The following is a 25003-nucleotide window of genomic DNA, read 5'->3' as shown; positions in this document are numbered from 1 at the left end:
GATAGCGTTGCATTTCGATCCCAATGTCTTATGGCATTACTCATACAATTCATCTTTGTAGGAGAATGACGTGGGACTGATGCCAAGGCTTGCCGGATTGCTGGCGGGAACCCTGCTGGGCCATACGGCGCTGCTGGCCGGCCCGCTCCCGCATTTGCAGCAGAACGGCCGGGCCACCCAGTTGATCGTGGATGGCGCGCCCTATCTGGTGCTGGGCGGCGAACTGCATAACAGCAGCCCGTCCAGCCCCGCCTATATGGCGCCCATCTGGGACAGGCTGGCGCGCAACAATGTCCGCACCGTCATCGGCGCGGCCAGCTGGGAACTGGTCGAGCCGCAGGAGGGGCGTTTCGACTTCACCGCCGTGGACGACCAGATCCGGCAGGCGCGGGCCAAGGGCATCCGCCTCGTCCTCATCTGGTTCGGCGCGTACAAGAACGCCCAGTCCACCTATGCGCCGTCCTGGGTCCGCCGTGACGAGGCCCGCTTCCCCCGCGTCGCCTTCGACCCGGCGGCAAAGCCGCGCGGCATCGGGGCCTATCTGGGCCACAACCCCACGCTCAGCGTGTTCAGTGAGGCGCTGGTTCAGGCCGACGCGCGCGCCTTTGCCGCGCTCATGGACCATATCCGCCAGGTCGATCGCAACCAGACCGTCATCATGATGCAGGTGGAGAATGAGGTCGGCCTGATCGGCGACAGCCGCGACCGGTCTGCTCCCGCCGCCGCCGCATGGGGCCAGCCGGTGCCGTCCGCGCTGATCGCCTATCTGCGCGGCCATCGCGCCACGTTGCGCCCCGCGGTCGAGCAGGCATGGGGCCGCAACGGCTATCGGGACAGCGGCACATGGGCGGAGGTGTTCGGCACGGACAATATCGCCAATGAAATCTTCATGGCCTGGGGCTTTGGCACCTATGTCGACCGCGTGACGAAGGCGGGCGCGGCGAAACATGCGCTGCCCATGTTCACCAACGCCTGGCTCGGCCCGCAGCCCGGTTCGCCGGAGCCGGGCGACTATCCCAGTGGTGGCCCGGTGGCGCGCATGATGGATGTGTGGAAGGCGGCGGCTCCCTCCCTCGCCCTGCTGGCGCCCGACATCTATATCAATGATTTCGCGGGCACGCTGGCCGAATTCAAGCGGCCCGACAATCCCATCTTCATCCCGGAGGCAAAGCCCGACACCGGCAATCTGTTCGTCGCGCTGGGCAGCTATGACGCCATCGCCTTCTCCCCCTTCGGGATCGAGGACGTGCCGGAGGGCGGCGACCTCTACCGCGCCTATGGCCTGCTCAACGAGATGACCGGCACCATCGCCTCCGCTCAGGCCGAAGGCCGGATCGGCGGTTTCAAGATCGCGGGCGGCAAGCAGCAGCAGATCCAGCTTGGCGGCTATGACATCAACCTGACGGGGCCGATGTCCACGCTGGGCGCCTTCGGTGCGGGCACGGGCACGGAGGAGAAGGGCAAGACGGAGGGCTATGGCCTCGTCATCAACAGCGCGCCGGACCAGTTCCTGATCGTGGGTCGCGGTATCAGCGCCACCTTTGCCGCGCCGGGCGTGAAGGTGGAGGTCGACAGCGCGCAGGAGGGCCTGTTCCGCAAGGATCAGTGGGTGCCGGGCCGCACCATGAATGGCGACGAACGCTTCTTCCTCTTTCCCAAGGACGATCTGCGCATCATCCGCCTGACCCTCCTCAAACGCTAGGCCTCGCCGTCAGGCTGTATCGACGTTTCCGTATCCTCCTGCGCCTGCGCCAGCAGGGTCAGCGTGACGGTACGGGCGCGGTCCGGGTCGCGGTCCGCGATGGCGGAGAATAGGTCGCGGTGGAGCATCATCGGGTTACGCGGCGCTTTCGACGCCGCGAACTTCAGGATGGTGGTCCACCGGATCGCGGTCGAGATGGAATCGGTCAGCGCCAGCAGGAACTCATTGCCGGTCGCCTCCAGTATCAGGGCGTGGAACCGGCCATCGGCCTGCTGGCCCTCCGCCTTGTCCAGCCCATGCTCCGCCATTTCCTCCAGCGCATGACCCATGGCGGAAAGCTGTTCGGCGGTGCGCTTCTCCGCCGCCAGCGCGGCGGCCGACGGCTCGACGATCCGGCGCAGTTCGAACAGGCTGCGGATCGACGCAGGGGTGGGCGTTTTGGCGAACATCCATCCCAGCAGTTCGGGGTCGAGCAAGGCCCAGTCGCGGCGTGGATTCACCCGCGTCCCGGTCTTGGGCCGGCTGGAGACAAGCCCCTTGCCCGCCAGCGCGCGGATCGCCTCGCGATAGGCGGTGCGCGATACCTTGAAGCGTTCTGCCGCCTCCATCTCCGTCGGCAACAGGCTGCCGGCCGGGATCACGCCCGTCGCAATCTCCACGCCGATGGACGTGGCCACGCGGTCGTGCAGCTTGCCGGATCGCAATCCGTCGCCTGCCTTTGCCTTTGGCGGAGGAACCATGGCCTGTCTCACCCCTTGTCTGTCAAATTGCGCGGCTATCAGGGGGGCGGGCGCCATGCCACCGGATTTTGCCGGAAATCCCGCCATCGCGCCATTTCGTCAAAGCCAGCCTTTCAATGCCCCAGCCTTTCAATGCCCCAGTCTTTCAATGCCAATGCCGTTTGCGACTGGTCTTGCCGATGCCGGGGTTCATCTGGTTGCACGGGTCGAGCGCCCGATAATGGGCGGCCAGCGCGGGCCGGGCGGCATAGAGATGGCCGACATTATGCTCCGCCGGATATTCCGCGCCGCGCCGGTCCAGCAGGGCCAGCATCTGCGCCTTGAACAGGGCGGGATCGGTCCCTTTGTGCAGCAGATAATCCTGATGCAGCACATGGCAGAAGAAATGGCCATAATAGAGCCTGGCGGCGACCTGCCTGTCGATTTCGGGTGGCAGCGTCTCGAACCATTCGTCGTCGTTGCGGCGCAGCGCGATGTCGAGCGCCACCATATCCTCCACGCGGTCGCCATGGATCGCCCGGTATCGCACGGCGGCGCCCGCGACGGCGAAGCGGTGGAGGAAGGCCCGTTTCGCCTCATGATCGTCGCATTCGAACATCGCGCCGCTGGGCGATGGCCACAGGCTGGCCAGCATGGCGCGCGCCTCCGCCACGCCGGGTTGCGCGACTTTCAGGATCAGGTGATGCTCGTACCGATCGCGAAAATCGCGCATCCGTGGGGGCAGATGCTGCGGGAACAGGCGCGATCCGGCTTGCAGCAGGCGGTCGATGACGGCGGGGGGCAGGAAGGGGATGCGGCGCGCGATCGCCTCCATCCGTGCCTTCAGCGCAAACAGGCGCGGCAGGCGCTGAGTGCCGAACCCGTGGATCAGCAGCACGCTGTCCTTGCCATAGGTGGCGGTGATGTCGAAGGCGTCGCGGTGGATATATTCGGCGGAGATGGGCAGGGTCTCGCACCCGGTCAGCATCGTTCGGCGCAACGCCGTCAGTTCGGCGGTGTCGTTCGTGCCGATGTAGAAGGTGGTGGTGCGCGCCTGCCGCGGGAAACTGTCCAGCCGCACGGCAAAGACCATCAGCTTGCCCGCGCTGCCCGATGCCTCGTGAAGGCGGGCGGGATCATTGTTGTAGCGGGCGGGTGAGGGGGCATCGACCGCGCGGACGATCGCGTCATAGTCCTGCGCGGAGGCCAGCCGGTCGTCGGGCAGCGGCCGGTCGTCGCGAAAGCGGCCTGCCTCCAGCGCCGCCAGCAGGGTTTCGGGGTCGTCGTGGGGGCTGCCGTCGGGGTCGTTTTCGGGGTCGAGGCCGAGGGCGAGGCCGCCGTCAGAACCGCCGCCGAGGTCGAGGCCCAGATGATTGTGCAGCCGCACCTCGCCCGCCTCGTCCACCCGCGCGAACAGGGCATAATGGGTGAAGGCCGGTCCGCGTGAAATCAGCGCGCCGCCGGAATTATTGCATATCCCGCCGACCACCGACGCGCCGAGGCAGGACGATCCGATGACGCTGTGCGGCTCGCGGTCGAGCGGGGCGAGGCTGCCCTCCAGGTCATGCAGGGTGGCCCCGGCGAGGCAGATGACCTGCGCGCCGTTGCGCACCGGAAAGATGCCCCTGATCCGCAGCGTGTTGATGACCACCACGGGCCGGTCATAGTCGCCATGCGGCGTCGATCCGCCGGTCAGGCCGGTGTTGGCGGCCTGCACGATGACCACATGGTCCGCCGCCACGCAGGCCTTGAATACCCGCCATTGCTCGACCAGCGTGCCGGGCCGGACGACCGCCACCGCGACGCCCGGACCGCCCCTGTATCCGGTGATATAGACGGCGGTGTCCGCGCGTGCCGTCAACACATGCCGCCGCCCGACGACGGCGCGCAGCCGATCCAACAGCAACGGCGACGCCCCGTCCTCAACACATGTTTGGTTGGTCATCTTGTAACGGCGCATCCCATGCCACAACCGAATGACGCTGGCTCCCCAGCTTTTCAATGCCCAATTCGATGACATCGCCGACATTCAGAAAACGCGGCGGGTTCATCCCCATGCCCACGCCGGGCGGCGTGCCCGTGGTGATGATGTCGCCCGGCTCCAGCACCATGAACTGGCTGATATAGCTGACCAGCGTCGCGCAATCGAAGATCATGGTGCGGGTGTTGCCCGTCTGCATCCGCTCGCCATTGACCGACAGCCACATGTCGAGCGACTGGACATCGCCGACCTCATCCTTCGTCACCAGCCAGGGGCCGACCGGGCCGAAGGTCTCGCACCCCTTGCCCTTGTCCCATGTGCCGCTGCGCTCATTCTGGAAATGGCGTTCGGACAGATCGTCGCAAACGATATAGCCCGCTACATGGTCGAGCGCGTCCGCCTTGTCGACATAGCGCAGCCGCTTGCCGATCACGATGCCCAATTCGACTTCCCAGTCCATCTTGATGGACTCGCGCGGCTTGCGGACGATGTCATTCGGCCCCTGGATGCAGGATACCGCCTTGGTGAAGAGGATCGGTTCCGCAGGGACGGGCAGGTTCGATTCCGCCGCATGATCGGAATAGTTGAGCCCCACCGCGATAAAATGCCTAGTCCCTGCCACGGCCGGACCAAAGCGCACCGGGCTTTCGACCAGCGGCAGCGTGGTGGGATCGAGGGCGGCGAGCCGCGCAAGGCTCTCCGGGCCAATGTGCGCGCCGGTAATATCAGGCACCACCGCGCTCAGGTCGCGGATATGGCCGTCACCGTCGATCAGGCCGGGCTTTTCGGCGCCCACGGAGCCGAAGCGAACCAATTTCATAGGGGAAAACTCCTTGCTCAGTAGGTGGTGCGACCACCGGAAATATCGAATGTCGCCGCCGTGGAGAAACTGCATTCCTCGCTCAGCAGCCAGCAGACCAAAGCCGTCACGTCTTCCACCTCGCCCAGCCGTCCCATCGGGATCTTGCCGACCATATAGTCGATCTGGCTCTGGGGCATCTGGTCCAGCATGGGGGTTCGGAAAACGGCGGGCGTAACCGCGTTCACCAGCACGCCAGTCGTCGCCAGTTCCTTGCCGAAGGACTTGGTGAAGCCGATGACTCCGGCCTTTGCCGCAGAATAGGCGGACAGGTTGGGATTGCCCTCCTTGCCTGCCACGGATGCCATGTTGACGATGCGACCATAATTGTTGACCAGCATATGAGGGACGACCGCCTGGCAGCAGTAGAATGTGCCGTTGAGATGGATGTCGACCACTTTTCGCCACGCATCCTGCGGATATTCCAAGGCGGGGAGGGTTGGTCCGGTCATACCGGCGGAATTTAACAGCAGGTCGATGCGACCAAGCGCGGCATATGTCTGGGTAGCGGCATCCAATACCGCCTGCGGCTGGGTCACGTCCACCTCTATGGTCAGAGCCGCACCCGTGGCCTGTTCGGCCTGCTGAAGGGCCAGAGAATCCATGTCCCACAGCGCTACCTGTGCACCCTCGTCAATCAGCCTGCGTGCGATGGCGAGTCCTGCGCCGGACGCGCCGCCGGTTATCACGGCGGTCCTGCCGCGAAAGCGTCCTTCGAACATATCGTCTCCTAGAGACTTCACTCCGGGAAGGTAGTGATTCTATTTGTATTATAATACATATTCACGATATGTCGATTTGCTTATAATATATCAGGAATCATTCGGTATTTTGGAAGAAATCAAGATATAAAATGAATTGGAAAACGATATTGTATGATTTAAATTCGCGGATGGCGGCGGTGCCTGATATAAGGCAAGGTTATGGCATTTACCCCCCATTTGGGTGTGCCTTACTGGCCGACGAATGTGTCAGATGTGTTGGGCACGTCGATGGCGGCCTATAGCGATAAGGGAGAGGGTGCGGTGGCGCGGAGATTGTTTCAAAGGTCATGGTCTGGCTGGAATCTCACAGCCCTGTTGGGAAGCGCCGTTTTCAGCATGGCACTTGTGGACGGATACGGGTCTGCGCTGGCCCAGCCTGGTCCCCCCGCCACGCTTGCTGGTCAACCCGTTGACGCTTGTTCGGCCCTGTCGCGCATGAGGATCGAGGCGGTCCATATCGTCAGTGCAACTCACCAGATGGCAGGTGCTCGCCTCGAGGGCGCTCGGCTCCCTAATCCGAATGGAAGTGTCGGGTCTGGCGCACCTGTGGCGGGGCTGCCAGCCTTTTGCCGCGTCGTAGGCAGCATCGCGCCGGAATTCGGATCGGATATAGGGTTTGAGGTTTGGTTACCGGCGGACAAGTGGGATGGTCGCTTCTATGGCGTTGGCCTTGGCGGTTTTGCAGGCTCCATTGATTATATCACGCTCGGTCTGGCGCTGAAGGCTGGGCAGGCGAGTGCGGCGACGGACACGGGGCATCGAGGCAGTCCGATGGATAGCGCATGGGCGAAAGGCCATCCGGAGCGTGTGCGTGACTATGGCTGGCGGGCGGTCCACCTGACCACGGTTGCCGCGAAGAAGCTGGTCGCGGCCTATTATGCCCGTGGCCCTAGCCATTCCTATTTTGTCGGCTGTTCCGGTGGTGGACGGCAGGGCCTGATGGAGGCGTCGCGCTTCCCCGACGACTATGACGGCATATTGGCGGGTGCGCCCGCAGCGAACTTCACCAATCTGGCCATGTCCATGACCAATGCCATCCAGGCGCAATTGCCCGCCGGCGCAGCCATTCGGACGAGCCAGGCGCGCTTGCTTCAGGACGAAGTCGTCCGCCAGTGCGATACAATCGACGGTCAGGCTGATGGACTGGTCGCCGATCCTCGCCTCTGCCACTTCGACACGTCAAAGTTGGCGTGCGGCACGTCCAAATCCGACCAATGTTTCAGTCCGGTTCAGCTTTCAGCGCTGAAGCGTATCTATGCCGGACCCAGAGATGCATCGGGTCATGTCGTAGCGCGCGGTTTCCTGCCATCCGGCTCGGAGGTGGGCAGCCCCACGCCCCAACTGGGTTGGGAAGGTTATCTCCTCACCCCGCCGGGACGTGAGCCGCGGAATGAAAGCCTGGCGGGAGGACTGCTCGGTGATCTGGTGCAGGAGCCGTTTGCAACGACCGCCAGCTTTGATTTTTCCAAGCATCCCGCTCAACTGAAAGGGGCACTCGCACAGGATCTGGATGCGCAACCCGATCTCGGTCGATTTTTCAAGCGAGGCGGTAAGCTGATCCTATGGCACGGCTGGGCCGATGCAGCGATCCCACCTGAGGCGACCATCGACTATTTCGAAGCCTTGAAACGGAATGGCGGTGCGCAGGCAAAGAAATCGTCCCGTTTGTTCATGGTCTCCGGTGTGCAACATTGCATGGGTGGCACTGGTCCCGCGTCTTTCGGGCAACTAAATGCTCCGCAAAATGGCGAGAATGCCGAGAACAGCATGGTCGCGGCGCTCCAGTCATGGGTCGAGGGCGGCCCCGCACCGGAAACGCTGGTGGCCCGCCGCGGCTTCGGCGGCGTGATGGGCATGCCGATTTCCAAGCCGGAACAGCAGCGCCGTCTATGCGCCTATCCTGCCAAAGAGGTGCTGCGTGCCGGAGCCGACCCGGACAAGGCGACGAGCTATGATTGCCAGCCAGCGCAGGCAAGGCCGTCCCGCAGCCAATAGGCGCGCGGCAATTTCCATTGAATCTCTGGGGCCATATATGAAGCTGAAACCGTCGATCCTGTTCTGCTCCGCCATCGTGCACATCGGCCTTTTTGTCGGGCCTGCTTTTGCCAAGGTCGCCGAGCGACAAGCCGAAATCGTGCGGATATGGCCGGGAGCGGCGCCGGGCACCGAGGACTGGACGGGCCCGGAAACGGATACGCCGCTGCAACTGCCGGGCCTGCCCATCTATCATATGGTGAGCAATGTCACGACGCCAACCCTGACGGTGGTTCGTCCCGCGCCGGGCACGGCCAATAGAACGGCGATGCTGGTCTGCCCCGGCGGCGGTTTCCAGGATCTCGCCGTGACGCATGAGGGGGAACTCGTCGCTAAATGGCTGGCAGAGCGTGGCATCACCGCGTTCGTCCTGAAATATCGCGTCCGCAAGACCGGCTTGTTCCGCGTGCCCGCCGACATTCGTCGCCATCCCGAACGGTTCGCCGAACTGCTCCGCAGCACGGAACCGAACCGACCGATCGCCTTGGCCGACGGCTTGCAGGCGATGCGTTTCATCCGTGCCAATGCCGACCGCTATGGAATCGTGCCCAACCGGGTGGGGATGATTGGCTTTTCGGCGGGCGCGATCCTGACGATGGATGTCACGACCAATGCGCCGGCGGTGGATCGTCCGAACTTTGCCGTGCCTATCTATGGCGCGCTGGAGGGGAAGGAGCCTCCGGTGGGTGGGCCGCCGCTGTTTATCGCGGCGACGCAGGATGACAATGCCGTCCCGGCTGCGGAGAGCGTCAATATCTATTCGCGCTGGACGGCTGCCAACCTCCCCGCGGAACTCCATGTTTATCAACAGGGCGGGCACGGTTTCGGCATGGTGCCTCATAAATTGCCGGTCGATGGATGGTCCGTCGCTTTTGAGGCTTGGCTGAAGGCCGGTGGTTGGCTGGGCGCGGCAAAGACGGCGGCGCAGTCGGCGGGACAATCGACGCAAAAATAATGATCGCTGCCCTCGCAGGGAAGGAAGACGCTATGGACGCACCCCTATATCACCCCGCCGCAGCCTATGCGGTGCCCACCATTTTGCCCTATCAAATCGGCACGCGCACCTGCACCATTGGCGAGTTGAAGGGCCTTGCGGCGGCGTGGCCGATCGTTCTGAAGCATATGCCGGCGGTTCAGTATATCGTGCAGGCGCCTGGTTTTGAGAAGCAGCTCGATAATATGACCCTCGCCGATCTTGCCGTGTTCAGCGCGCAGGACAATAGTGCCACGCTTGACGCTATCGACGACGACCTTGCCCGTCTTTTCCCCAATAAAGGGCGTGCACGATGAACGATTTCGATTTCCAGATGGATCGTCGCCAACTGCTCGTCACGTCCGCCGGGGCGGCAACCCTGATGATGGCATCCGGTGCGCTTGCGGCCGACGCTGCGCCGAACATGAGCAATGGCCGTGCACAGCCTCTGTCGCAGGGCTGGAAATTCCATCGCGGATCGGGCGCGGGTTTCGAGGTCCCATCGTTCGATGATAGTGGCTGGCGTGCGCTCGACCTTCCCCATGACTGGAATATCGAGGATCTGCCCCCGTCACCGGACAGCATCGGACCGTTCAACAAGAATGCGCCGGGTGGCACCATGTCCGGCTTCGCGGCTGGCGGCGAAGGCTGGTATCGCAAGTCTTTTCGTCTCGCCAACCCCCGACCCGGCCATGTCGAAATCTATTTCGACGGAGCCTATCTGCACAGCGATGTCTGGCTCAATGGCCATGCATTGGGATCGCATGCCAATGGCTATACACCCTTTGCCTTTGACCTGACGCCCTATCTGGCCGCGGACGGCCATAATGTGCTGGCCGTCCGTGTGCGCAGCGAGGGCTTCAACGCTCGTTGGTATTCGGGCGCGGGGCTATATCGCCATGTCTGGCTGGATGTTCTGCCGGACCCCGCCCGCATTGCGCGTTGGGGCATAGGCGTGATCACGCGAAAACTGTCGGACGGTGCCGCAGAACTGGAGATCAGCACGCAGGTAGAGGGGTTAGCCAGTGAATTGGCGCTAGTCCGGCGCATTCTGGATGCTGCCGGCAAGACTGTGTGGGAAGGAACTGAACAAGCCCAAGCGACAGGCCATTTGTTCTGTTCGCTTCCCAACCCCCGGCTTTGGTCGACCGATAGCCCCTATCTGTACAGCTTGGTTACGGAACTGCGCCGCGGCACGAAATTGCTGGATCGGCTGGAGACGCCATTCGGCGTTCGCATCATCAGTTTCGATGCGCAGCAGGGTATGCGGGTTAATGGCGTCGCCACAAAGCTGCGCGGTGGCTGCGTCCATCATGACCATGGCATATTGGGTGCCGCAGCGTTCGAAGATGCCGAGGATCGCAAGATAGGCCTCCTCCGGGCGCGCGGTTTCAACGCCGTGCGCGGTTCGCATAATCTCTTCTCGCCGGGCTTTTTGCGTGCGTGCGATCGTCAGGGGATGATGGTGATCTGCGAAGCGTTCGACGTCTGGCATGATAAGAAATTTTCCGATCTCGATTCCTCGACCATCTTTGAATCTGGCTGGAAAACCGACCTCGCGTCGGTCGTGCTCAGCGCGCGCAATCATCCAAGTATCGTCCTGTGGAGCATCGGCAACGAGATACCTGCCCGTAACAGCGCGCGGGGTATCGAGCTTCAGTGGCAACTCTCGAACGAAGTGCATCGTCTGGACCCGACGCGCCCGGTTACGGCCGCCATCAACGGCTTCGCGGGTCATGAGGTGAAGCCCGCCGCCGGGAGCCTGCGGCCGGGGGTGGAAATGGTCAAGGATCGGGCGGGCACCGCGTTCCTTGATGTGGTCGGCTACAACTATAAGTTGGCGGACTATGAGGCGGATCATCGGCGGTTTCCCGACCGCGTCTTTCTGGGTTCGGAGAGCTTTCCCAAGGATGTGTTCAAAATCTGGGATCTTACGGAACGGTCGCCCTGGCTGATCGGGGATTTTGTCTGGACCGCCATGGACTATCTGGGTGAGGCCGGAATCGGCGGCAGTTCGTTGGCAGCCGCCTCGGACCCGAATGCGCGGGCGGACTCCCCGGCATGGCCGTGGATCAATGCCTATTGTGGCGATATCGACCTGATCGGGCAACAGCGGCCCGCGTCGCTCGCGCGTGATGTGGCGTGGGGCGTCAGCCCGCTGGAGATGGCGGTGCAACGCCCGCTCGATGAGGGCAAGGTGGAGTTGTTGCGTTTCTGGGGATGGTCGGACGAACTGCAAAGCTGGAGCTGGCCGGGCGCGGAGGGCAAACCGCTCACTGTGCGTGTCTACACGGCCGGGGATCGTGTCGAACTGCGCCTGAAAGGTCAGTTGATCGACCAGAAGACCGTGCACCCGGAAGACGGCAAGACCATCGAGTTCAAGGTCGCTTACGCTCCGGGCAATCTTGAAAGCGTCGCTTATCGTCAAGGGCGGGAGATCGGCCGTCGGGCGTTGGAGACTGTGGGACCCGCGCTGGCTTTGCGTGTGAGAGAGGATTTGACCGGGGAGAGCGGAGCGCGGCGCGACTTGCGTTTCCTGTCCATCGAGGCGGTGGATGCCAAGGGTCGCCTCGTCCCGGACTGGGCGCAACAAGTGGAAGTGTCGGTCGCGGGAGCGGGAAGGCTGATAGCGTTGGGCAGCGCCAATCCGCTTGCTATTGGCAGCTATCAGTCGGGCAAGGCGCAGGCCTGGCATGGGCGCGCTTTGGCGGTGGTTCGATTGGATCAGCAGACGGGGAGTGCGTCGATCCGAGTGGGCGGCAAGGGGGTGATAGCCGGTACGATGCGACTCAATGCGTTAAAGGCATAGTCGGTCCATTTCCTTCGAGCCAAGGAGGAGAAGTTCTCCGATGAAGCGAGCTATTTCGACGATAGACGGTGAGGCTTTGTTACGCACATAACTTATTGCAAAGAAAGCTTATTAACCTTGTTCTGCTAATCCTCTGGTCATGCAAAAAAAGGTCGCAGTTGCCGGCGTCGCTGACGCTGATCGTCGAATCTTGCCTTGGGCTGTCGGACCCAAGGGGGAGCGTCTCATTCTGGAGGATTTGCCCGCACCGGGCGAACGATGGAACGCGTTTCGCAAGGCGCAGGTCGTAGCGGCGGTGGAGGGCAATTTGCTCACCCAATCCGATGCACTCGCTAGATACAATTTGACCATTGAGGAGTTTTCCGGCTGGCTGCGGTGCGCCCAGCATTTCGGGGTCAAGGGCCTGCGTGCAACTCACGCCGTCCACTATCGGAAGCGGATCACCCGCGCCACGCAATGGACCCAGCCTCTAGGCGAAGCCTGAACCTTTCCGCATCTGCCGGATCGACTTCGGATCAGGCCGCAACGGCCCGGCGGCAAAATTCCCATATGTCCGCAGCCAGATCCTCCCGCATCGCCTTGTCTGGGCCATCCGTCTCTTCAGCCAGCAATTGGGCATGGACCGTCGTCGCGACAAGATTGTAGATCAGTGTCGCCAGCCGATCGGGGCGGGAACGGCGAATCTGGCCACTGGCCATCCCATCCTCCAGCAATTGGGTAAGGAGGGATAGGAGTGGTTGAAGCGCGGCCTGTAGTTCCTGCGGTCGCGATTCGGCGAGACGGATATGTTCACGGCTGAGCGCCGCGCCGCGCGGATGGCTGCCATCCGGGGCTTCGCTTCCATGGACCGACCCACGTGCGAGAGCGATGGAGTGGACGACCAGCTGTAGTCGCTCGAACGGGTCGGCCACGCTGGTCAGTTGCGCCGCATAATGGGCAGCAGCCATGCGGATCGTATGTTCGAATACGGCGAGGACCAGATCGTCCTTCCCCACGAACCGCTCATAAAAGGCGCGGCGGGACAGGCCCGTACGGGTCAGTACCGCGCGGATGGTCAACCCTTCCAGCCCCGCTTCCTCCAGCAGGTCATAAGCCGCGTCGATCATACGCAGGCTGCGATCCCCAGCCAAGTCTGCCGCCGCATCGAGCATGGTGGCCGGTCGGCCACGCTTGCGCGTGCCCGTATCGGAGAGGGAGGCAACAGGGGGGCGAGCCGGTGCGTTCAAGAGATTGTCAACCAGATGGGAACTAAGGTCTTCCTCCGTAACGCCGCAGATGCTATATGCATATTAGAGAACGATGTTCTCAACAAAAATGGATGAGAGAGTCCGGGAGACTGAGATGGCCGTGGTGACCTATATCGAGCATGATGGCGCGGAGCATAAGGTGGACGTGGCCGATGGCGACTCCGTCATGCAGGGCGCATTGAACAATGGTGTAGAGGGCATCGTCGGCGAATGTGGCGGCGGCCTCGCCTGTGCGACCTGTCATTGTTATGTCGATGAGTCGTGGATCGACCGGACCGGCACGCCATCGCAGGAAGAGACCGAGATGCTGGAAGCCGCGTCCGCCGAGATCAAGGCGAACAGCCGCCTGAGCTGCCAGTTGTTTGTCAGCGACGCGCTGGACGGACTGGTCGTGCGGCTGCCGGAATCGCAATATTAAACCCTGAGCGGAATCCAACAGGAGAGACGATATGGCAGGCCCACAGACCGCCACGGAACGCAAGCCCATCCCCGACCATGTCCCGCCAGAGCTAGTCTATGACGCACAGGTCACCGATGGTGCAGAGTTTCTGCTCGCACCCCACAAATATATGGCGGAACTGCACGATAAGGCGCCGCCCATATATTATGACCCGGGCAGTGAACATCGCCCCGGCGCTTGGCAGTTGTTGAAATATGAAGACGCTTATTTTGCGTTGCGCCGCCCGGAATATTTTACGACGTTCGGCACCGGCCCGTTCCCACGCGATCCCAACGACTATTGGCGCATCCTGCCGCTCGAAGTCGATCCGCCAGACCATCGCAAATATCGCGCGCTGGTCGATCCGCTGGTGACGCCCAAGGCGATTATGGCGATGGAAGGCCGCATTCGGGTACTAGCCAACGACCTACTCGACAATATCGTCGACAAGGGGGAGTGCGAGTTCGCCAAGGATTTCGGTCGGCAGTTGCCGGTCGGCGTGTTCCTGGACCTGATGGGCCTGCCCCGCAACATGATGGACGAGTTCGTCCGCTGGGCGATGGGCCTGCTGCATGCGCAGGACAAGCAGATTGCCATTCAGGTGATGGGCGAGGTGACGGTCTATCTGAACAAGGTGATCGCTGAAAAGCGGGCAAATCCTGACGAGTTTCTAGTCAGCGCGATCGTTAATGGTAAGCCGGGCGGCGAACCGATGAGCGATCGGGAGACGTTCGGCTTCGTCTTCTTCGTGTTTATCGCGGGCCTCGACACGGTGTTTGCGACGCTGAACAACATGTGGGTCTGGCTGGCGGAAAATCCCGACCGGCGGCAGGAGATCATCGACAATCCCGACAATATCAACAATGTCGTCGAGGAATTGTTGCGCGTCTTCACAGTGACCTTCTCCGGCCGCACGTTGACCCAGGATTGCGAGATCCGCGGCGTGCAGATGAAGAAGGGCGACAAGGTCACGAGTGTGCTGCCGGCCTGTAACTATGACGAGGAAATCTTCCCCAATGCGCGGGAAGTGAACTTCAACCGTCCGCGCAAGCCGATTCTGGCGTTCGCGGGTGGCGTGCATAGCTGCATGGGTGCGCATCTGGCCCGGTTGGAGATCAAAATCTGCCTTCAGGAATGGCTGAAGCGCATTCCCGACTTCACGCTGACGCCGGGAACGAAGATTGAATATTATCCGGGCGGCGTCGTTGGTCCGAAGAGTGTGCCGCTGAGCTGGTAAGGTCCGGTGGTTTGTAGCGGATGCGGAGGGGAGGGCGATTGCTCTCCCCTTTTTCGTGCAAGGTGCTAGCGGTGTCTCTTGGAGAGTCTGTGTTTCATTTTGTTCCGCGTACCATGAGCCTTTATGCGAATCTGCTGGTCTTGCCTTTTTCGCTGGATTTCCTTAGAGGGTAGCTTCCTTTTGCGGCTTGTCCGTGTTGGGAACTGCAAAATCCAATGGTGCCCCTATGGTCCATGGATCACCGCTGGTCGGCGAGGTTTCGCCCACCGGCGCTTTTGCGTTGTGCCGGGTGGCGTGCATGCTATGTGCCGCCGAAGGTATTGGTTTTCAGGGGTTTTGTGCCCCAGATGAGGTGATGATGTTCGAGTCTCTGAGCGATCGTCTGGGCGGTGTGTTCGACCGTCTACGCGGTCGTGGCGCCCTGACGGAGGCAGACGTCCGCGCAGCGATGCGCGAGGTGCGAATCGCGCTGCTCGAAGCCGATGTCGCCCTGCCGGTCGTGCGCGATTTCATCGATGGTATCACCGAAGAAGCGGTGGGCCATAACGTCCTGCGTTCGGTCACGCCGGGGCAGCAGGTCGTCAAGATCGTCAATGACGGCCTGACGCGCATGCTGGGGGCGGAGACGGCCGAACTGATCCTTGACGTGGTGCCGCCCGCGATCGTGATGATGGTCGGTTTACAGGGGTCGGGTAAGACGACCACCACGGCCAAGCTGGCCAAGCGGCTGAAGGAAAAAGAGCGCAAGAAGGTGCTGATGGCGTCGCTCGACGTCAATCGCCCAGCGGCGCAGGAACAGCTTGCTGTGCTGGGCACGCAGATCGACGTGGCGACCCTGCCCATCGTGGCGGGCCAGCAGCCGGTGGAGATCGCCCAGCGGGCGATGCAGGCAGCGAAGTTGCAGGGCTTTGACGTGCTGATGCTGGATACCGCCGGTCGACTGCACGTCGATCAGGCCTTGATGGACGAGATGAAGTCTGTCGCAGAAGTCTCCAGTCCAGCTGAGATTTTGCTCGTCGTTGACTCGCTGACGGGTCAGGACGCAGTCAATGTGGCGCGCAGCTTTACCGAGCAGGTGCCCCTGACCGGCGTGGTGCTGACCCGTATGGACGGCGATGCGCGCGGTGGTGCGGCGCTGTCGATGCGCGCGGTCACGGGCCGTCCGATCAAGTTTGCGGGCACCGGCGAAAAGCTGGACGCCATCGAACCCTTCCACCCCGGCCGTGTCGCGGGCCGTATCCTTGGCATGGGCGACGTTGTCTCGCTGGTCGAGCGGGCGGCGGAAAGCATCCAGGCGGAGGATGCCGACAAATTGGCCAAGCGCATGGCGGAGGGTAAGTTCGACATGAACGACTTGCGCTCGCAGCTTCAGCAGATGCAGCGCATGGGTGGCCTTGGTATGCTGGCAGGCATGATACCCGGCATGAAGAAGGCGCAGGCTGCGATGGCGCAGAGCGGTGTTGACGACAAGACTCTGGTCCATCTCGACGCGCTGATCGGTTCGATGACGCTCAAGGAACGCGCGCGGCCTGAACTGCTGAACGCCAAGCGTAAAATCCGTGTCGCCAAGGGTGCGGGACGGACAGTTCAAGAGGTCAACAAGCTCCTGAAGATGCATCAGGAAATGTCGATAGCAATGAAAAAGATCAAAAAAATGGGTGGCCTGAAGGGGTTGGCCAAAATGTTCGCAGGCGGCGGTGGTGGCGGGCTAGGTGGCCTGCTTGGCGCAGGCGGAGCGGGCGGCCTAACCGGTGGCGCCGACCTTGGCGGTCTACTGGGTGGTGCGGGTGGCGGCGGATTGCCCGGCATGCCGGGAGGCGATGCGCCGAAACTGCCCCCCGGTTTTCAGAATTTCCTCAAGAAATAATAGCAACTCTTTGATTTTCTATATTTAAGAAAGGTGAATTGAACATGGCAACCAGCATTCGTCTGTCGCGTGGCGGCTCCAAGAAGCGTCCCTATTACAAGATCGTCGTGACCGACAGCCGCTCGCCCCGCGACGGCCGCTTCATTGAGCGTATCGGCAGCTACAACCCGCTGCTCGCTAAGGGTGACGAGAAGCGCGTCGTGATCGATGTCGAGCGTGCAAAGCACTGGGTTTCGGTGGGCGCGCAGCCGACCGACCGTGTCGCCCGCTTCTTGGACGTTGCAGGCGTGAAGGAGCGCCCCGCGCGCAGCAACCCGAACAAGGCTGAGCCGGGTCAGAAGGCCAAGGATCGTGCGGAAGACCGCGCCAAGAAGATCGAGGAGGCCGAGGAAGCCCGCAAGGCAGCTGAAGAAGCCGCCAAGGCTCCTGCTCCCGTCGAGGAAGTGGCCGCTGAAGAAGCGCCCGCCGCCGAAGCGACCGAAGAGCAGGCTGAGGGCTGATCTTGACCGACCGTACCGTCACGCTTGCGGCTATCATTGGCGCTCATGGCGTGACGGGCGAGGTTCGATTGAAGCTGTTCGGCGAAGGGCCGGACAGCTTTCGTCGTTTCAAGAGTTTTGACGCCAAAGGTCGATCGTTGACCCTGAAGACGATCCGTCCGGGTCCGAACGGCGCAGTAGCGCGTTTCGTGGAGATCGTCGACCGCAACGGGGCGGAAGCTCTGCGCGGAGTTCCGCTCACCGTGCCACGCTCTTCGCTTCCTCCCTTGGAGGATGGCGAGTTTTATCACTGTGATTTAATGGACTTGCCCTGCATATCTGCCGATGGGTCGCAACTGGGTGTCGTCGTGGCCGTCGAGAATTTCGGCGCAGGTGATATATTGGAAATCCTGAAGCCTGACGGCAAGCGTTTCATGGTGCCCATCCATGCTGCGGAGATCGGCGAGGATCGGGCGATGATTGATACGGATTTCGTGGAATAATCAGGCGATTTTCGCCTATGATTACGGACATATAAATCCGTTCGTCCTGACCCTGTCGTGGGTCCGTTGCCGTCTTCCTGACACCGTCTCAAGGAAAGTAATGTTCGCCCGAAGGAACAGACAGATTTTGGCTGATGTCATCTCTGAGCCTTTACCGCTGTAATGGTAGCACTTTTCTCTGCGGCAGTGCGATCAGCCATGCCTTGGGCCGCCCTGTCGGCTTCGCGGTGCCGTTTAACCGGACAGCGCGGATGATCTTGACCGGCTGGTACAACATCTGCCCGCGCATCGCGCCGACCCCGCCACCAGTGGGCTGGGCGAGGATGCGCTTCACGACGGGCATGCCATCCGCGACTTTCCCGAACACCGCATAGCCCGGACTGCCGGGTCGCGCATCAAGCCAGGGTAGAGGTCCGACCAGCAGGGTGAAATTGCAGGTTGCGATGTCCACGCTGTCGCCGCGCGCCATCGACACGGCCCCATGGACATGGGTGAGACCCGTACGGTCCGTGCCCTCGAAGGGGGTAGCGGGCAGTTTGCGCCGGGGGTTCGTGCCAATGCCACCCTGGATGAAGCCTTGATCGGTGTTGAGCTTGCTGCGGGAAGCGCGATAGAATTCGGTGCCGTCGAGGCGCCCGTCATCGACATAACGCAGGAAGGCGGCCACGGTTTGCGGCGCTCGCCGGTAGTCGAGCGCGAGGGTGACGGAGCCAGCGCTAGTTTCGAGGTGGACCCGCACGACGGGAGGCTCGACAGCGGTTCTGGTGGAAGGCTGCGCGGGAGCGCTGGTCGTGGCGAGAAGAGTGAACAAAGCGGGAAGGAGCGACTTCATGTCGCTCCGCCTAGAGTGTTTCTCGATGGAGCGGAAACAGTCTTGTCGTTGGACTGTGCATTTTCCGAGCCTTTGTCCGCCAAACGGCCCGTTAAGAATGCTGTAGAAAAAACAGGGGTGAAGGTGAGGGTGCCGGTATGGGCGGTGCGGGTGTTTGCCACTCGTCCCCTTGCATCGCCCGTCGACAGAGCACAGGGAAGGGGCGGGGTAGGACGTTGGTTATATCGGGACGGAAGCAGGCATGAACGAGATACTGGGTTTTCTGGCGCTGTGCGGTATCATGGCTGCCGTTGGCGCATCGTTGCTGGGTGGCGGCAAACGTCTGTGGCCTACGCGCAAGACTGCGCTGCTGGCGGCGTTGCCGGTGCCGGTGGTCTTCACCGTGCTATGCCTGTTCGTGTTCGGGCGTGCCTATCTGGCTCCGCCGGAGAGGTGCGGTGCGAATATGTGCGGCATGGCAATGGATTTCGCGGTGATTGGCCTGTTCTGGGCGGTGATCGGCTATGGCATCGGGCTGGGGACGGCGGTGCTGGTGGTACGCAAGCGCCGGGCAGGGCAGGACGACGCATGAGCTTTGCCGCGCAAATCCTGACACTGTACCCGGACATGTTTCCGGGACCGTTGAGCCATAGTCTGGCGGGGCGGGCGCTGGGTGAAGGCCGCTGGTCCTGCGACCCCATCCAGATCCGGGACTTCGCGACTGATAAACATCGTACTGTGGACGATACGCCGGCGGGTGGGGGCGCGGGGATGGTGCTGCGCGCGGACATCGTCGCCGCTGCCGTCGATCATGCGCTGGAGCGTCGGCCCGGCCTGCCGGTCATCGCGATGACGCCGCGCGGTACGCCCGTCACTCAGGCGCGGGTGCGGGAGATTGCAGGTGGCCCCGGGGTTACGCTGCTATGTGGCCGGTTCGAGGGGTTCGACGAGCGCATTTTCGAGGGTCGGCCCGTCGAGGAAATCTCCATGGGGGACATCATTCTGTCGGGTGGAGAGATGGCCGCGCTGACCCTGCTGGATGCTTGCGTTCGGCTGCTTCCCGGTGTAATGGGCGCGGCTTCCAGCGGAGTCGAGGAAAGCTTCGAAAGCGGCCTCCTCGAATATCCGCATTATACCCGCCCGGTGGAATGGGAGGGTCGTGTGATCCCCGAAGTGTTGCGATCGGGGGATCATGCGAAGATCGCCGCCTGGCGGAAACAAAGGGCGGAGGATGATACACGGTTACGGCGGCCGGACCTTTGGGAACGTCATATCGGCGTTCGGGACCAGTCGCCCTCTGGCGCGCGACGCGAAACGAAAGGTAACAGGTCATGAACCTGCTGCAACAGATCGAGGCGGAAAACATTGCCGCTCTCGCTAAGGAACTGCCCGACTTCCGCCCCGGCGACACACTGCGCGTCGGCGTGAAGGTCGTCGAAGGCGAGCGTAGCCGTGTCCAGAACTATGAAGGCGTGTGCATCGCGCGTTCGAACAAGGGCATGGGTTCCAACTTCACCGTTCGCAAAATCAGCTTTGGCGAAGGCGTGGAGCGCGTATTCCCGCTGTACTCGCCGAACCTCGACAGCATCACCGTGGTTCGCCGCGGCGTCGTGCGTCGTGCGAAGCTCTATTATCTGCGTGGCCGTACTGGCAAGCGCGCGCGCATCGCGGAACGTCGCGACCCGCGCCCGAACACCGAGGCATAAGCTAAGGGTTTCGAGGAACAGGGAAGGGCGTCGGTTTGACCGGCGCCCTTTTTTCTTTGGGGTTCATCCCGTCGTCTTTGGGTCAGATCGTCTTTCGTCATCATCCCGACGATCGAGCGCACGGAGTTTAGCATCATGGGTTATCGGGTCGTCGTCGTAGGAGCCACCGGCAATGTGGGCCGGGAAATGCTCAACATCCTTGCCGAGCGTGAATTCCCCATCGACGAGATTGCGGCGGTGGCCAGCGGTCGTTCGAATGGCACCGAGGTCGAGTTTGGCGAAACAGGCAGGATGCTGAAGGTCAAGGCGCTGGAGCATTTTGACTTCACCGGATGGGACATCGCCCTGTTCGCGGTCGGTTCCGAGCCGACGAAGGTCTATGCCCCCAAGGCGGCCGCTGCAGGCTGTGTGGTGATCGACAACTCGTCGCTCTATCGCATGGACCCGGACATTCCGCTGATCGTGCCAGAAGTGAACCCGGAGGCCATCGACGGATACAAGAAGCGCAATATCATCGCGAACCCCAATTGCTCCACGGCGCAGATGGTGGTGGTGCTGAAGCCTTTGCATGACGCGGCCAAGATCACGCGCGTCGTCGTGTCCACCTATCAATCGGTGTCCGGCGCGGGCAAGGTCGGCATGGACGAACTGTTTGAGCAGTCGCGTAACATCTTCGTGGGTGACAGCGCCGAGGCGAAGAAGTTCACCAAGCAGATCGCCTTCAACGTGATCCCTCACATCGACGTCTTCCTGGACGATGGCTACACCAAGGAAGAGTGGAAGATGGTCGTGGAGACCAAGAAGATCCTCGATCCCAAGATCAAGGTCACGGCGACCTGCGTGCGGGTGCCGGTGTTCGTGGGCCATTCGGAAGCGATCAACATCGAGTTCGAGAATGAGATTTCGGCCAAGGAAGCGCAGGATATATTGCGCGAGGCGCCGGGCATAATGCTGGTCGATAAGCGTGAGGACGGCGGATACGTCACGCCCATCGAGTGCGTGGGCGACAGTGCGACCTATGTTAGCCGTGTCCGCGAAGACCCGACCGTCGACAATGGCCTGGTGCTGTGGTGCGTCTCCGACAACCTGCGCAAGGGCGCGGCGCTGAACGCGGTGCAGATCGCGGAGTTGCTGGGTCGCCGTCACCTCAAGAAGGGCTGATGATGTACTATGCGGGCAGCGTTAACGCGCTGCCCCCGGGCCAGCGGATGATGCTGGCAGTGTTGCTGCTGGCGGTCGGGTGCGCGAATATCGCGCAGCCCTATCCGGATCTGGCGCCGCTCCAGCATATTCCCACGGTCCTGCTGGTGCTGGCTGCGCCCTTGCTGCTTCGGCGCTGGCCGCTGTCGACTGCGAATGTCGCGGCGCTCTGGATCTTCTGGCTGCTGCACACATTGGGCGGGCGCTATATCTACAGCTATGTGCCCTATGACGAATGGGCGCGGGCGTTGACCGGGGGCACGGTGTCGGAGGCGCTGGGCTGGTCGCGCAACCATTATGACCGGTTGATCCATTTCGCGTTCGGCTTGCTGTGGACCTTGCCGATTCGGCAGGGGCTGGTGCGGCGGCATGGTGTCGGCGGTGGGCTCGGCCTGTTCATCGCCTTTGCGGTCGTCGGGCTGTGCAGTGCGCTGTACGAATGTTTCGAATGGCTGCTGACCATCCTCGCAGCGGGCGATACGGCGGATTATTATAATGGCCAGCAGGGTGACCTGTGGGACGCGCAGAAGGACATGGCGCTGGCGCAGGCGGGGAGCGCGGCGGCGGTAGTGTGGGCAGGATTTTTCAACATGACCAACCAAAGAGACTATAATGTCGCCGCCGCCGATGGGGCGCGGATCGCGGTGCATGAGATCGGGGCGCAGGACGGGCGGCCGCTGGTCCTGATCCATGGGCTGATGTCCAGCGCGCAGGTGAACTGGATCAAATATGGCACCGCACAGCGGCTGGCGGACGCCGGCTATCGGTGCATCATGCCCGACCTGCGCGGGCATGGCGACAGCGCCGCGCCGGAGGACGCCGCATCCTATCCCGCCGACATATTGGTGCGCGACAATGCCGGGATCATCGCCACGCTGGGCCTGAGCGACTATGATCTGTGCGGTTTTTCGCTGGGAGCGCGGACGTCGGTCAAGCTGGTCCTCGACGGGGCGGCCCCGCGCCGCCTGATCCTGTCCGGCATGGGGCTGGACGGGCTGGTCGACTGGGGCCGGCGGCGCGATTATTTCACAGGCGTAATAGATAATGCCGATACGCTGAAGCGCGGCGACCCCGGCTATATGGCGGCGCAGTTCATGCGGACGACCGGCATCAACCGCGCAGCGGCGCGGCATGTGGTGGAGAGTTTCGGCGACCTCGACCCCGCGCGGCTGGCGGCGATCGCCATGCCGACGCTGGTCCTGACCGGCACGGAGGACCGGGACAATGGCGCGCCCGACACGCTGGCCGCCGCCCTGCCGCAGGGCAGCGTGGGGGAGATACCGGGCAATCATATGAGTTGCGTCACCAAGCCCGATTTCGGCCGGGCGATACTGGCGTATCTGGGGTCCGCTCAGGAGGCGGCGATCATGGGCTGACGGTGGGCAGGTGATGCCAGAGCCAGAGCCAGAGCCTGAGCCTGAGCGTTACATTTGGCGCTTGATCCTTGGCGTTTGATGGTCGCCTGATGCCTGACGGCTCCCGTCTGGAGCATGATGACTTTTCCTTATATCGTCCCTGCTTCGCTGCGCTTGCAAGGACGAGGTGGGGCGCTCTAACGCCATTGCCTTCTGAAGGCCCGGCCAAGCGGAAGGTCTCCATCTGCCTCTCTTGCCGGACGGCTCGCCGCTTGACGCCGCGGCGGGCGGGCGTCACCCTTGGCGTCCTGTCCAACGGCCATGGGAACCGCGTGTGAAGAAAAGGCATTTGTCGCTGATGATCGGAGCGGCCTGGACGATAGCGTTCGCACCGGAGGCAGGCATGGCCCGGACGAGCCCGCAGACCGGTACAGGAACCGGGGCACAGGCAGCGGTCCAAACAGGCGCAGCAGCCAGCGCACCGGCGACAGGCAAAGCGGCGACCGCGGCGGACGTTGCGCGGTTCGTGGCCGATGCCGAGACGGAATTGTTCGACTATAGCGTCGAGGCGAGCCGGGCGCAGTGGGTCAACGCGACCTATATCACCGAGGATACCGACGCGCTGGCCGCACAATCGGGCGCGAAGGGCACGCAATTGTCCGTCCGGCTGGCGCTGGAGGCGGCGAAATATCAGGCGGTGCCGGGCCTGTCCCCGGAGGTCAGCCGCAAGCTGACCATATTGCGCACCGGCATCACGCTGCCCGCGCCCACCACGGCGGGCGCGGCGACGGAACTGAACGCCATCGCGACCCGGCTCCAGTCCGCCTATGGCAAGGGCCGGGGGACGTTGGGCGGCAAGGCGATCAACGGCAGCGATATAGAGGAGGAGATGGGCAAGCCCCATACTCCGGCCGAATATCAGGAGATGTGGGCAAGCTGGCACGACCGGGTCGGCGCGCCGATGAAGGCGGACTATGTACGCGAGGTCGCCATCGCCAATGAGGGGGCGAAGGAACTGGGCTTTGCCGATGTCGGCGCGATGTGGCGGTCGGCCTATGACATGCCGTCGGACCAGTTCGCGGCCCTGACCGAGACAATCTGGCAGGAGGTCAAGCCGCTCTACGACAGCCTGCATTGCTATACCCGTGGCAAGCTGAACCAGAAATATGGCGAGGCGGTGCAGCCCGCGAAGGGTCCGATCCGGGCCGACCTGCTGGGCAATATGTGGGCGCAGGAATGGGGCAATATCTATGACGTGGTCGCGCCCAGGGGGGCGGGCGACGTGGGGTATGACCTGACCGCGCTGCTGACGGCGAAGGGGTATGACCCGGTGAAGATGGTGAAGGCGGGGGAGGGCTTTTACAGTTCGCTCGGCCTCGCGCCGTTGCCGCAGACATTCTGGGAACGGTCGATGTTCGTGAAGCCCGCCGACCGGGAGGTGATCTGCCACGCCTCCGCCTGGGACGTGGACAATAAGGACGATGTGCGCATCAAGATGTGCACCAAGGTCAATGGCGACGATTTCGTCACCATCCATCATGAGCTGGGCCATAATTATTACCAGCGCGCCTATCAGGGCCAGTCGCCGCTGCACCTGAACGGGGCCAATGACGGTTTCCACGAGGCGATCGGGGACTTCGTCGCCCTGTCGATCACGCCGCAATATCTGGTCGACATCGGCCTGCTGGACAAGGGGCGGGTGCCGAGCGCGGACAAGGACATGGGCCTGTTGCTGCGACAGGCGATGGACAAGGTGGCGTTCCTGCCGTTCGGCCTGCTGATCGACCGCTGGCGCTGGGGCGTGTTCGACGGGTCGATCAAACCCGCCGATTATACGACGGCGTGGACGAAGATGCGCCGCGACTATCAGGGGATCGTGCCGCCGGTGGAACGGGGCGCAGAGGCGTTCGACCCCGGCGCGAAATATCATATCCCCGGCAATGTGCCCTATATGCGGTACTTCCTGGCGCGGGTGTTGCAGTTCCAATTCTATGAGGCGGCGTGCAAATTGTCCGGGTGGAAGGGGCCGCTGCACCGCTGTTCCTTTTATGGCAACAAGGCGGTGGGCGCGAAGCTGAACGCGATGCTGATGCTGGGTGCGTCGAAGCCCTGGCCGGATGCGCTGGAGCAGTTCACCGGCAGCCGGGCGATGTCGGGGAAGGCGCTGATCCGCTATTTCGCGCCGTTGAAGGCATGGCTGGACACGGAGAATAAGGGGAAGGTTTGCGGCTGGTGAAGGGGCTGGACGGCGGGCGTTCCGGCTCACCTCCAGCATGTCGCCCACAAAAAAGGGGGACCAGCCTTCGCCGATCCCCCAT

General features: G+C 62.5%; 23 protein-coding genes and 1 pseudogene. 18 read left to right on the top strand and 6 right to left on the bottom strand.

What is annotated here, in order from left to right; translation table 11 throughout:
- The first annotated feature begins 79 nt into the window (after window positions 1–79).
- The gene (locus LWE61_RS10950; protein WP_234150175.1) at window positions 80–1702 is read left to right on the top strand and encodes a GH35 family beta-galactosidase; all 1623 of its coding nucleotides are present in this window, start codon (window positions 80–82) and stop codon (window positions 1700–1702) included.
- Here the strand turns inward: LWE61_RS10950 and LWE61_RS10945 are convergent.
- From LWE61_RS10945 to LWE61_RS10930, 4 genes are all read right to left on the bottom strand, one after another.
- Window positions 1699–2442, bottom strand: coding sequence for a FadR/GntR family transcriptional regulator (locus LWE61_RS10945; protein WP_234150096.1), 744 nt, complete (start codon window positions 2440–2442; stop codon window positions 1699–1701). The two genes, LWE61_RS10950 and LWE61_RS10945, sit on opposite strands and share 4 nt — an antisense overlap.
- Before the next feature lie 145 nt (window positions 2443–2587).
- Window positions 2588–4366, bottom strand: a complete 1779-nt coding sequence (gene dld / locus LWE61_RS10940) for a D-lactate dehydrogenase (RefSeq protein WP_234150095.1) — start codon at window positions 4364–4366, stop codon at window positions 2588–2590.
- Entirely contained in the window at window positions 4344–5222 is an 879-nt protein-coding gene (locus tag LWE61_RS10935) for a fumarylacetoacetate hydrolase family protein (RefSeq protein ID WP_234150094.1), read from the bottom strand. The genes dld and LWE61_RS10935 overlap by 23 nt, the downstream gene beginning before the upstream one ends.
- Before the next feature lie 17 nt (window positions 5223–5239).
- Window positions 5240–5983, bottom strand: coding sequence for an SDR family NAD(P)-dependent oxidoreductase (locus LWE61_RS10930; RefSeq protein ID WP_234150093.1), 744 nt, complete (start codon window positions 5981–5983; stop codon window positions 5240–5242).
- Window positions 5984–6184: 201 nt separating this feature from the next.
- Between LWE61_RS10930 and LWE61_RS10925 the strand changes: the two genes are divergently transcribed.
- The 5 genes from LWE61_RS10925 (at window position 6185) to LWE61_RS10905 (ending at window position 12325) form a co-directional block, all read left to right on the top strand.
- Window positions 6185–8020, top strand: coding sequence for a tannase/feruloyl esterase family alpha/beta hydrolase (locus tag LWE61_RS10925; RefSeq protein ID WP_234150092.1), 1836 nt, complete (start codon window positions 6185–6187; stop codon window positions 8018–8020).
- A 37-nt stretch (window positions 8021–8057) separates the two neighbouring features.
- Window positions 8058–9014, top strand: coding sequence for an alpha/beta hydrolase (locus LWE61_RS10920; RefSeq protein ID WP_234150091.1), 957 nt, complete (start codon window positions 8058–8060; stop codon window positions 9012–9014).
- Window positions 9014–9349 carry a hypothetical protein gene (locus LWE61_RS10915; protein ID WP_234150090.1) on the top strand — a complete coding sequence of 112 codons (336 nt, stop codon included), beginning with the start codon at window positions 9014–9016 and terminating at the stop codon, window positions 9347–9349. Before LWE61_RS10920 ends, LWE61_RS10915 begins: the two co-directional genes overlap by 1 nt.
- The gene (locus LWE61_RS10910) at window positions 9346–11841 is read left to right on the top strand and encodes a glycoside hydrolase family 2 protein (protein ID WP_234150089.1); all 2496 of its coding nucleotides are present in this window, start codon (window positions 9346–9348) and stop codon (window positions 11839–11841) included. The genes LWE61_RS10915 and LWE61_RS10910 overlap by 4 nt, the downstream gene beginning before the upstream one ends.
- A 139-nt stretch (window positions 11842–11980) precedes the next feature.
- Window positions 11981–12325, top strand: coding sequence for a DUF1153 domain-containing protein (locus LWE61_RS10905; RefSeq protein WP_234150088.1), 345 nt, complete (start codon window positions 11981–11983; stop codon window positions 12323–12325).
- Between the two features lie 31 nt (window positions 12326–12356).
- On the opposite strand, the gene LWE61_RS10900 is transcribed toward LWE61_RS10905, so the two are convergent.
- Entirely contained in the window at window positions 12357–13067 is a 711-nt protein-coding gene (locus LWE61_RS10900; RefSeq protein ID WP_234150087.1) for a TetR/AcrR family transcriptional regulator, read from the bottom strand.
- A gap of 115 nt (window positions 13068–13182) precedes the next feature.
- Between LWE61_RS10900 and LWE61_RS10895 the strand changes: the two genes are divergently transcribed.
- The 5 genes from LWE61_RS10895 (at window position 13183) to rimM (ending at window position 17613) form a co-directional block, all read left to right on the top strand.
- Window positions 13183–13506, top strand: a complete 324-nt coding sequence (locus tag LWE61_RS10895) for a 2Fe-2S iron-sulfur cluster-binding protein (protein ID WP_234150086.1) — start codon at window positions 13183–13185, stop codon at window positions 13504–13506.
- 31 nt (window positions 13507–13537) lie between these two features.
- Window positions 13538–14764: a cytochrome P450 gene (locus LWE61_RS10890; RefSeq protein WP_234150085.1), complete on the top strand. Its 1227-nt coding sequence runs from the start codon at window positions 13538–13540 to the stop codon at window positions 14762–14764.
- 355 nt (window positions 14765–15119) lie between these two features.
- Window positions 15120–16631: a signal recognition particle protein gene (gene ffh / locus LWE61_RS10885; protein WP_234150084.1), complete on the top strand. Its 1512-nt coding sequence runs from the start codon at window positions 15120–15122 to the stop codon at window positions 16629–16631.
- A gap of 44 nt (window positions 16632–16675) precedes the next feature.
- A complete protein-coding gene (rpsP, locus tag LWE61_RS10880) occupies window positions 16676–17131 on the top strand; it encodes a 30S ribosomal protein S16 (RefSeq protein WP_234150083.1) in 456 nt (151 codons plus the stop codon).
- 2 nt (window positions 17132–17133) lie between these two features.
- A complete protein-coding gene (gene rimM / locus LWE61_RS10875) occupies window positions 17134–17613 on the top strand; it encodes a ribosome maturation factor RimM (protein ID WP_234150082.1) in 480 nt (159 codons plus the stop codon).
- Window positions 17614–17764: 151 nt separating this feature from the next.
- Here the strand turns inward: rimM and LWE61_RS10870 are convergent, their stop codons facing one another.
- Window positions 17765–18445 carry a peptidylprolyl isomerase gene (locus tag LWE61_RS10870; protein WP_234150081.1) on the bottom strand — a complete coding sequence of 227 codons (681 nt, stop codon included), beginning with the start codon at window positions 18443–18445 and terminating at the stop codon, window positions 17765–17767.
- Window positions 18446–18686: 241 nt separating this feature from the next.
- On the opposite strand from LWE61_RS10870, the gene LWE61_RS10865 reads away from it, so the two are divergent.
- From LWE61_RS10865 to LWE61_RS10835, 7 genes and pseudogenes are all read left to right on the top strand, one after another.
- Window positions 18687–19016, top strand: coding sequence for a hypothetical protein (locus tag LWE61_RS10865; protein WP_234150080.1), 330 nt, complete (start codon window positions 18687–18689; stop codon window positions 19014–19016).
- Entirely contained in the window at window positions 19013–19759 is a 747-nt protein-coding gene (gene trmD / locus LWE61_RS10860; RefSeq protein WP_234150079.1) for a tRNA (guanosine(37)-N1)-methyltransferase TrmD, read from the top strand. Before LWE61_RS10865 ends, trmD begins: the two co-directional genes overlap by 4 nt.
- Window positions 19756–20130, top strand: a complete 375-nt coding sequence (rplS, locus tag LWE61_RS10855; RefSeq protein WP_234150078.1) for a 50S ribosomal protein L19 — start codon at window positions 19756–19758, stop codon at window positions 20128–20130. Before trmD ends, rplS begins: the two co-directional genes overlap by 4 nt.
- A 135-nt stretch (window positions 20131–20265) precedes the next feature.
- Window positions 20266–21291 carry an aspartate-semialdehyde dehydrogenase gene (locus LWE61_RS10850; protein ID WP_234150077.1) on the top strand — a complete coding sequence of 342 codons (1026 nt, stop codon included), beginning with the start codon at window positions 20266–20268 and terminating at the stop codon, window positions 21289–21291.
- A pseudogene (locus LWE61_RS10845) lies at window positions 21291–21905 on the top strand (DUF2238 domain-containing protein); the annotation flags it as partial. The gene LWE61_RS10850 and the pseudogene LWE61_RS10845, both read left to right, overlap by 1 nt.
- Before the next feature lie 15 nt (window positions 21906–21920).
- Window positions 21921–22706 (top strand): alpha/beta fold hydrolase, encoded by a 786-nt coding sequence (locus tag LWE61_RS10840; protein WP_234150174.1) that lies wholly within the window; start codon window positions 21921–21923, stop codon window positions 22704–22706.
- A 382-nt stretch (window positions 22707–23088) separates the two neighbouring features.
- The gene (locus LWE61_RS10835; RefSeq protein ID WP_234150076.1) at window positions 23089–24921 is read left to right on the top strand and encodes a M2 family metallopeptidase; all 1833 of its coding nucleotides are present in this window, start codon (window positions 23089–23091) and stop codon (window positions 24919–24921) included.
- The last annotated feature ends 82 nt before the right edge of the window (window positions 24922–25003 follow it).

Source organism: Sphingobium sufflavum (genome assembly GCF_021403115.1).
In the GTDB taxonomy this organism is placed as follows: Bacteria; Pseudomonadota; Alphaproteobacteria; order Sphingomonadales; family Sphingomonadaceae; genus Sphingobium; species Sphingobium sufflavum.
This window is presented reverse-complemented; position numbering and strand designations above follow the sequence as displayed.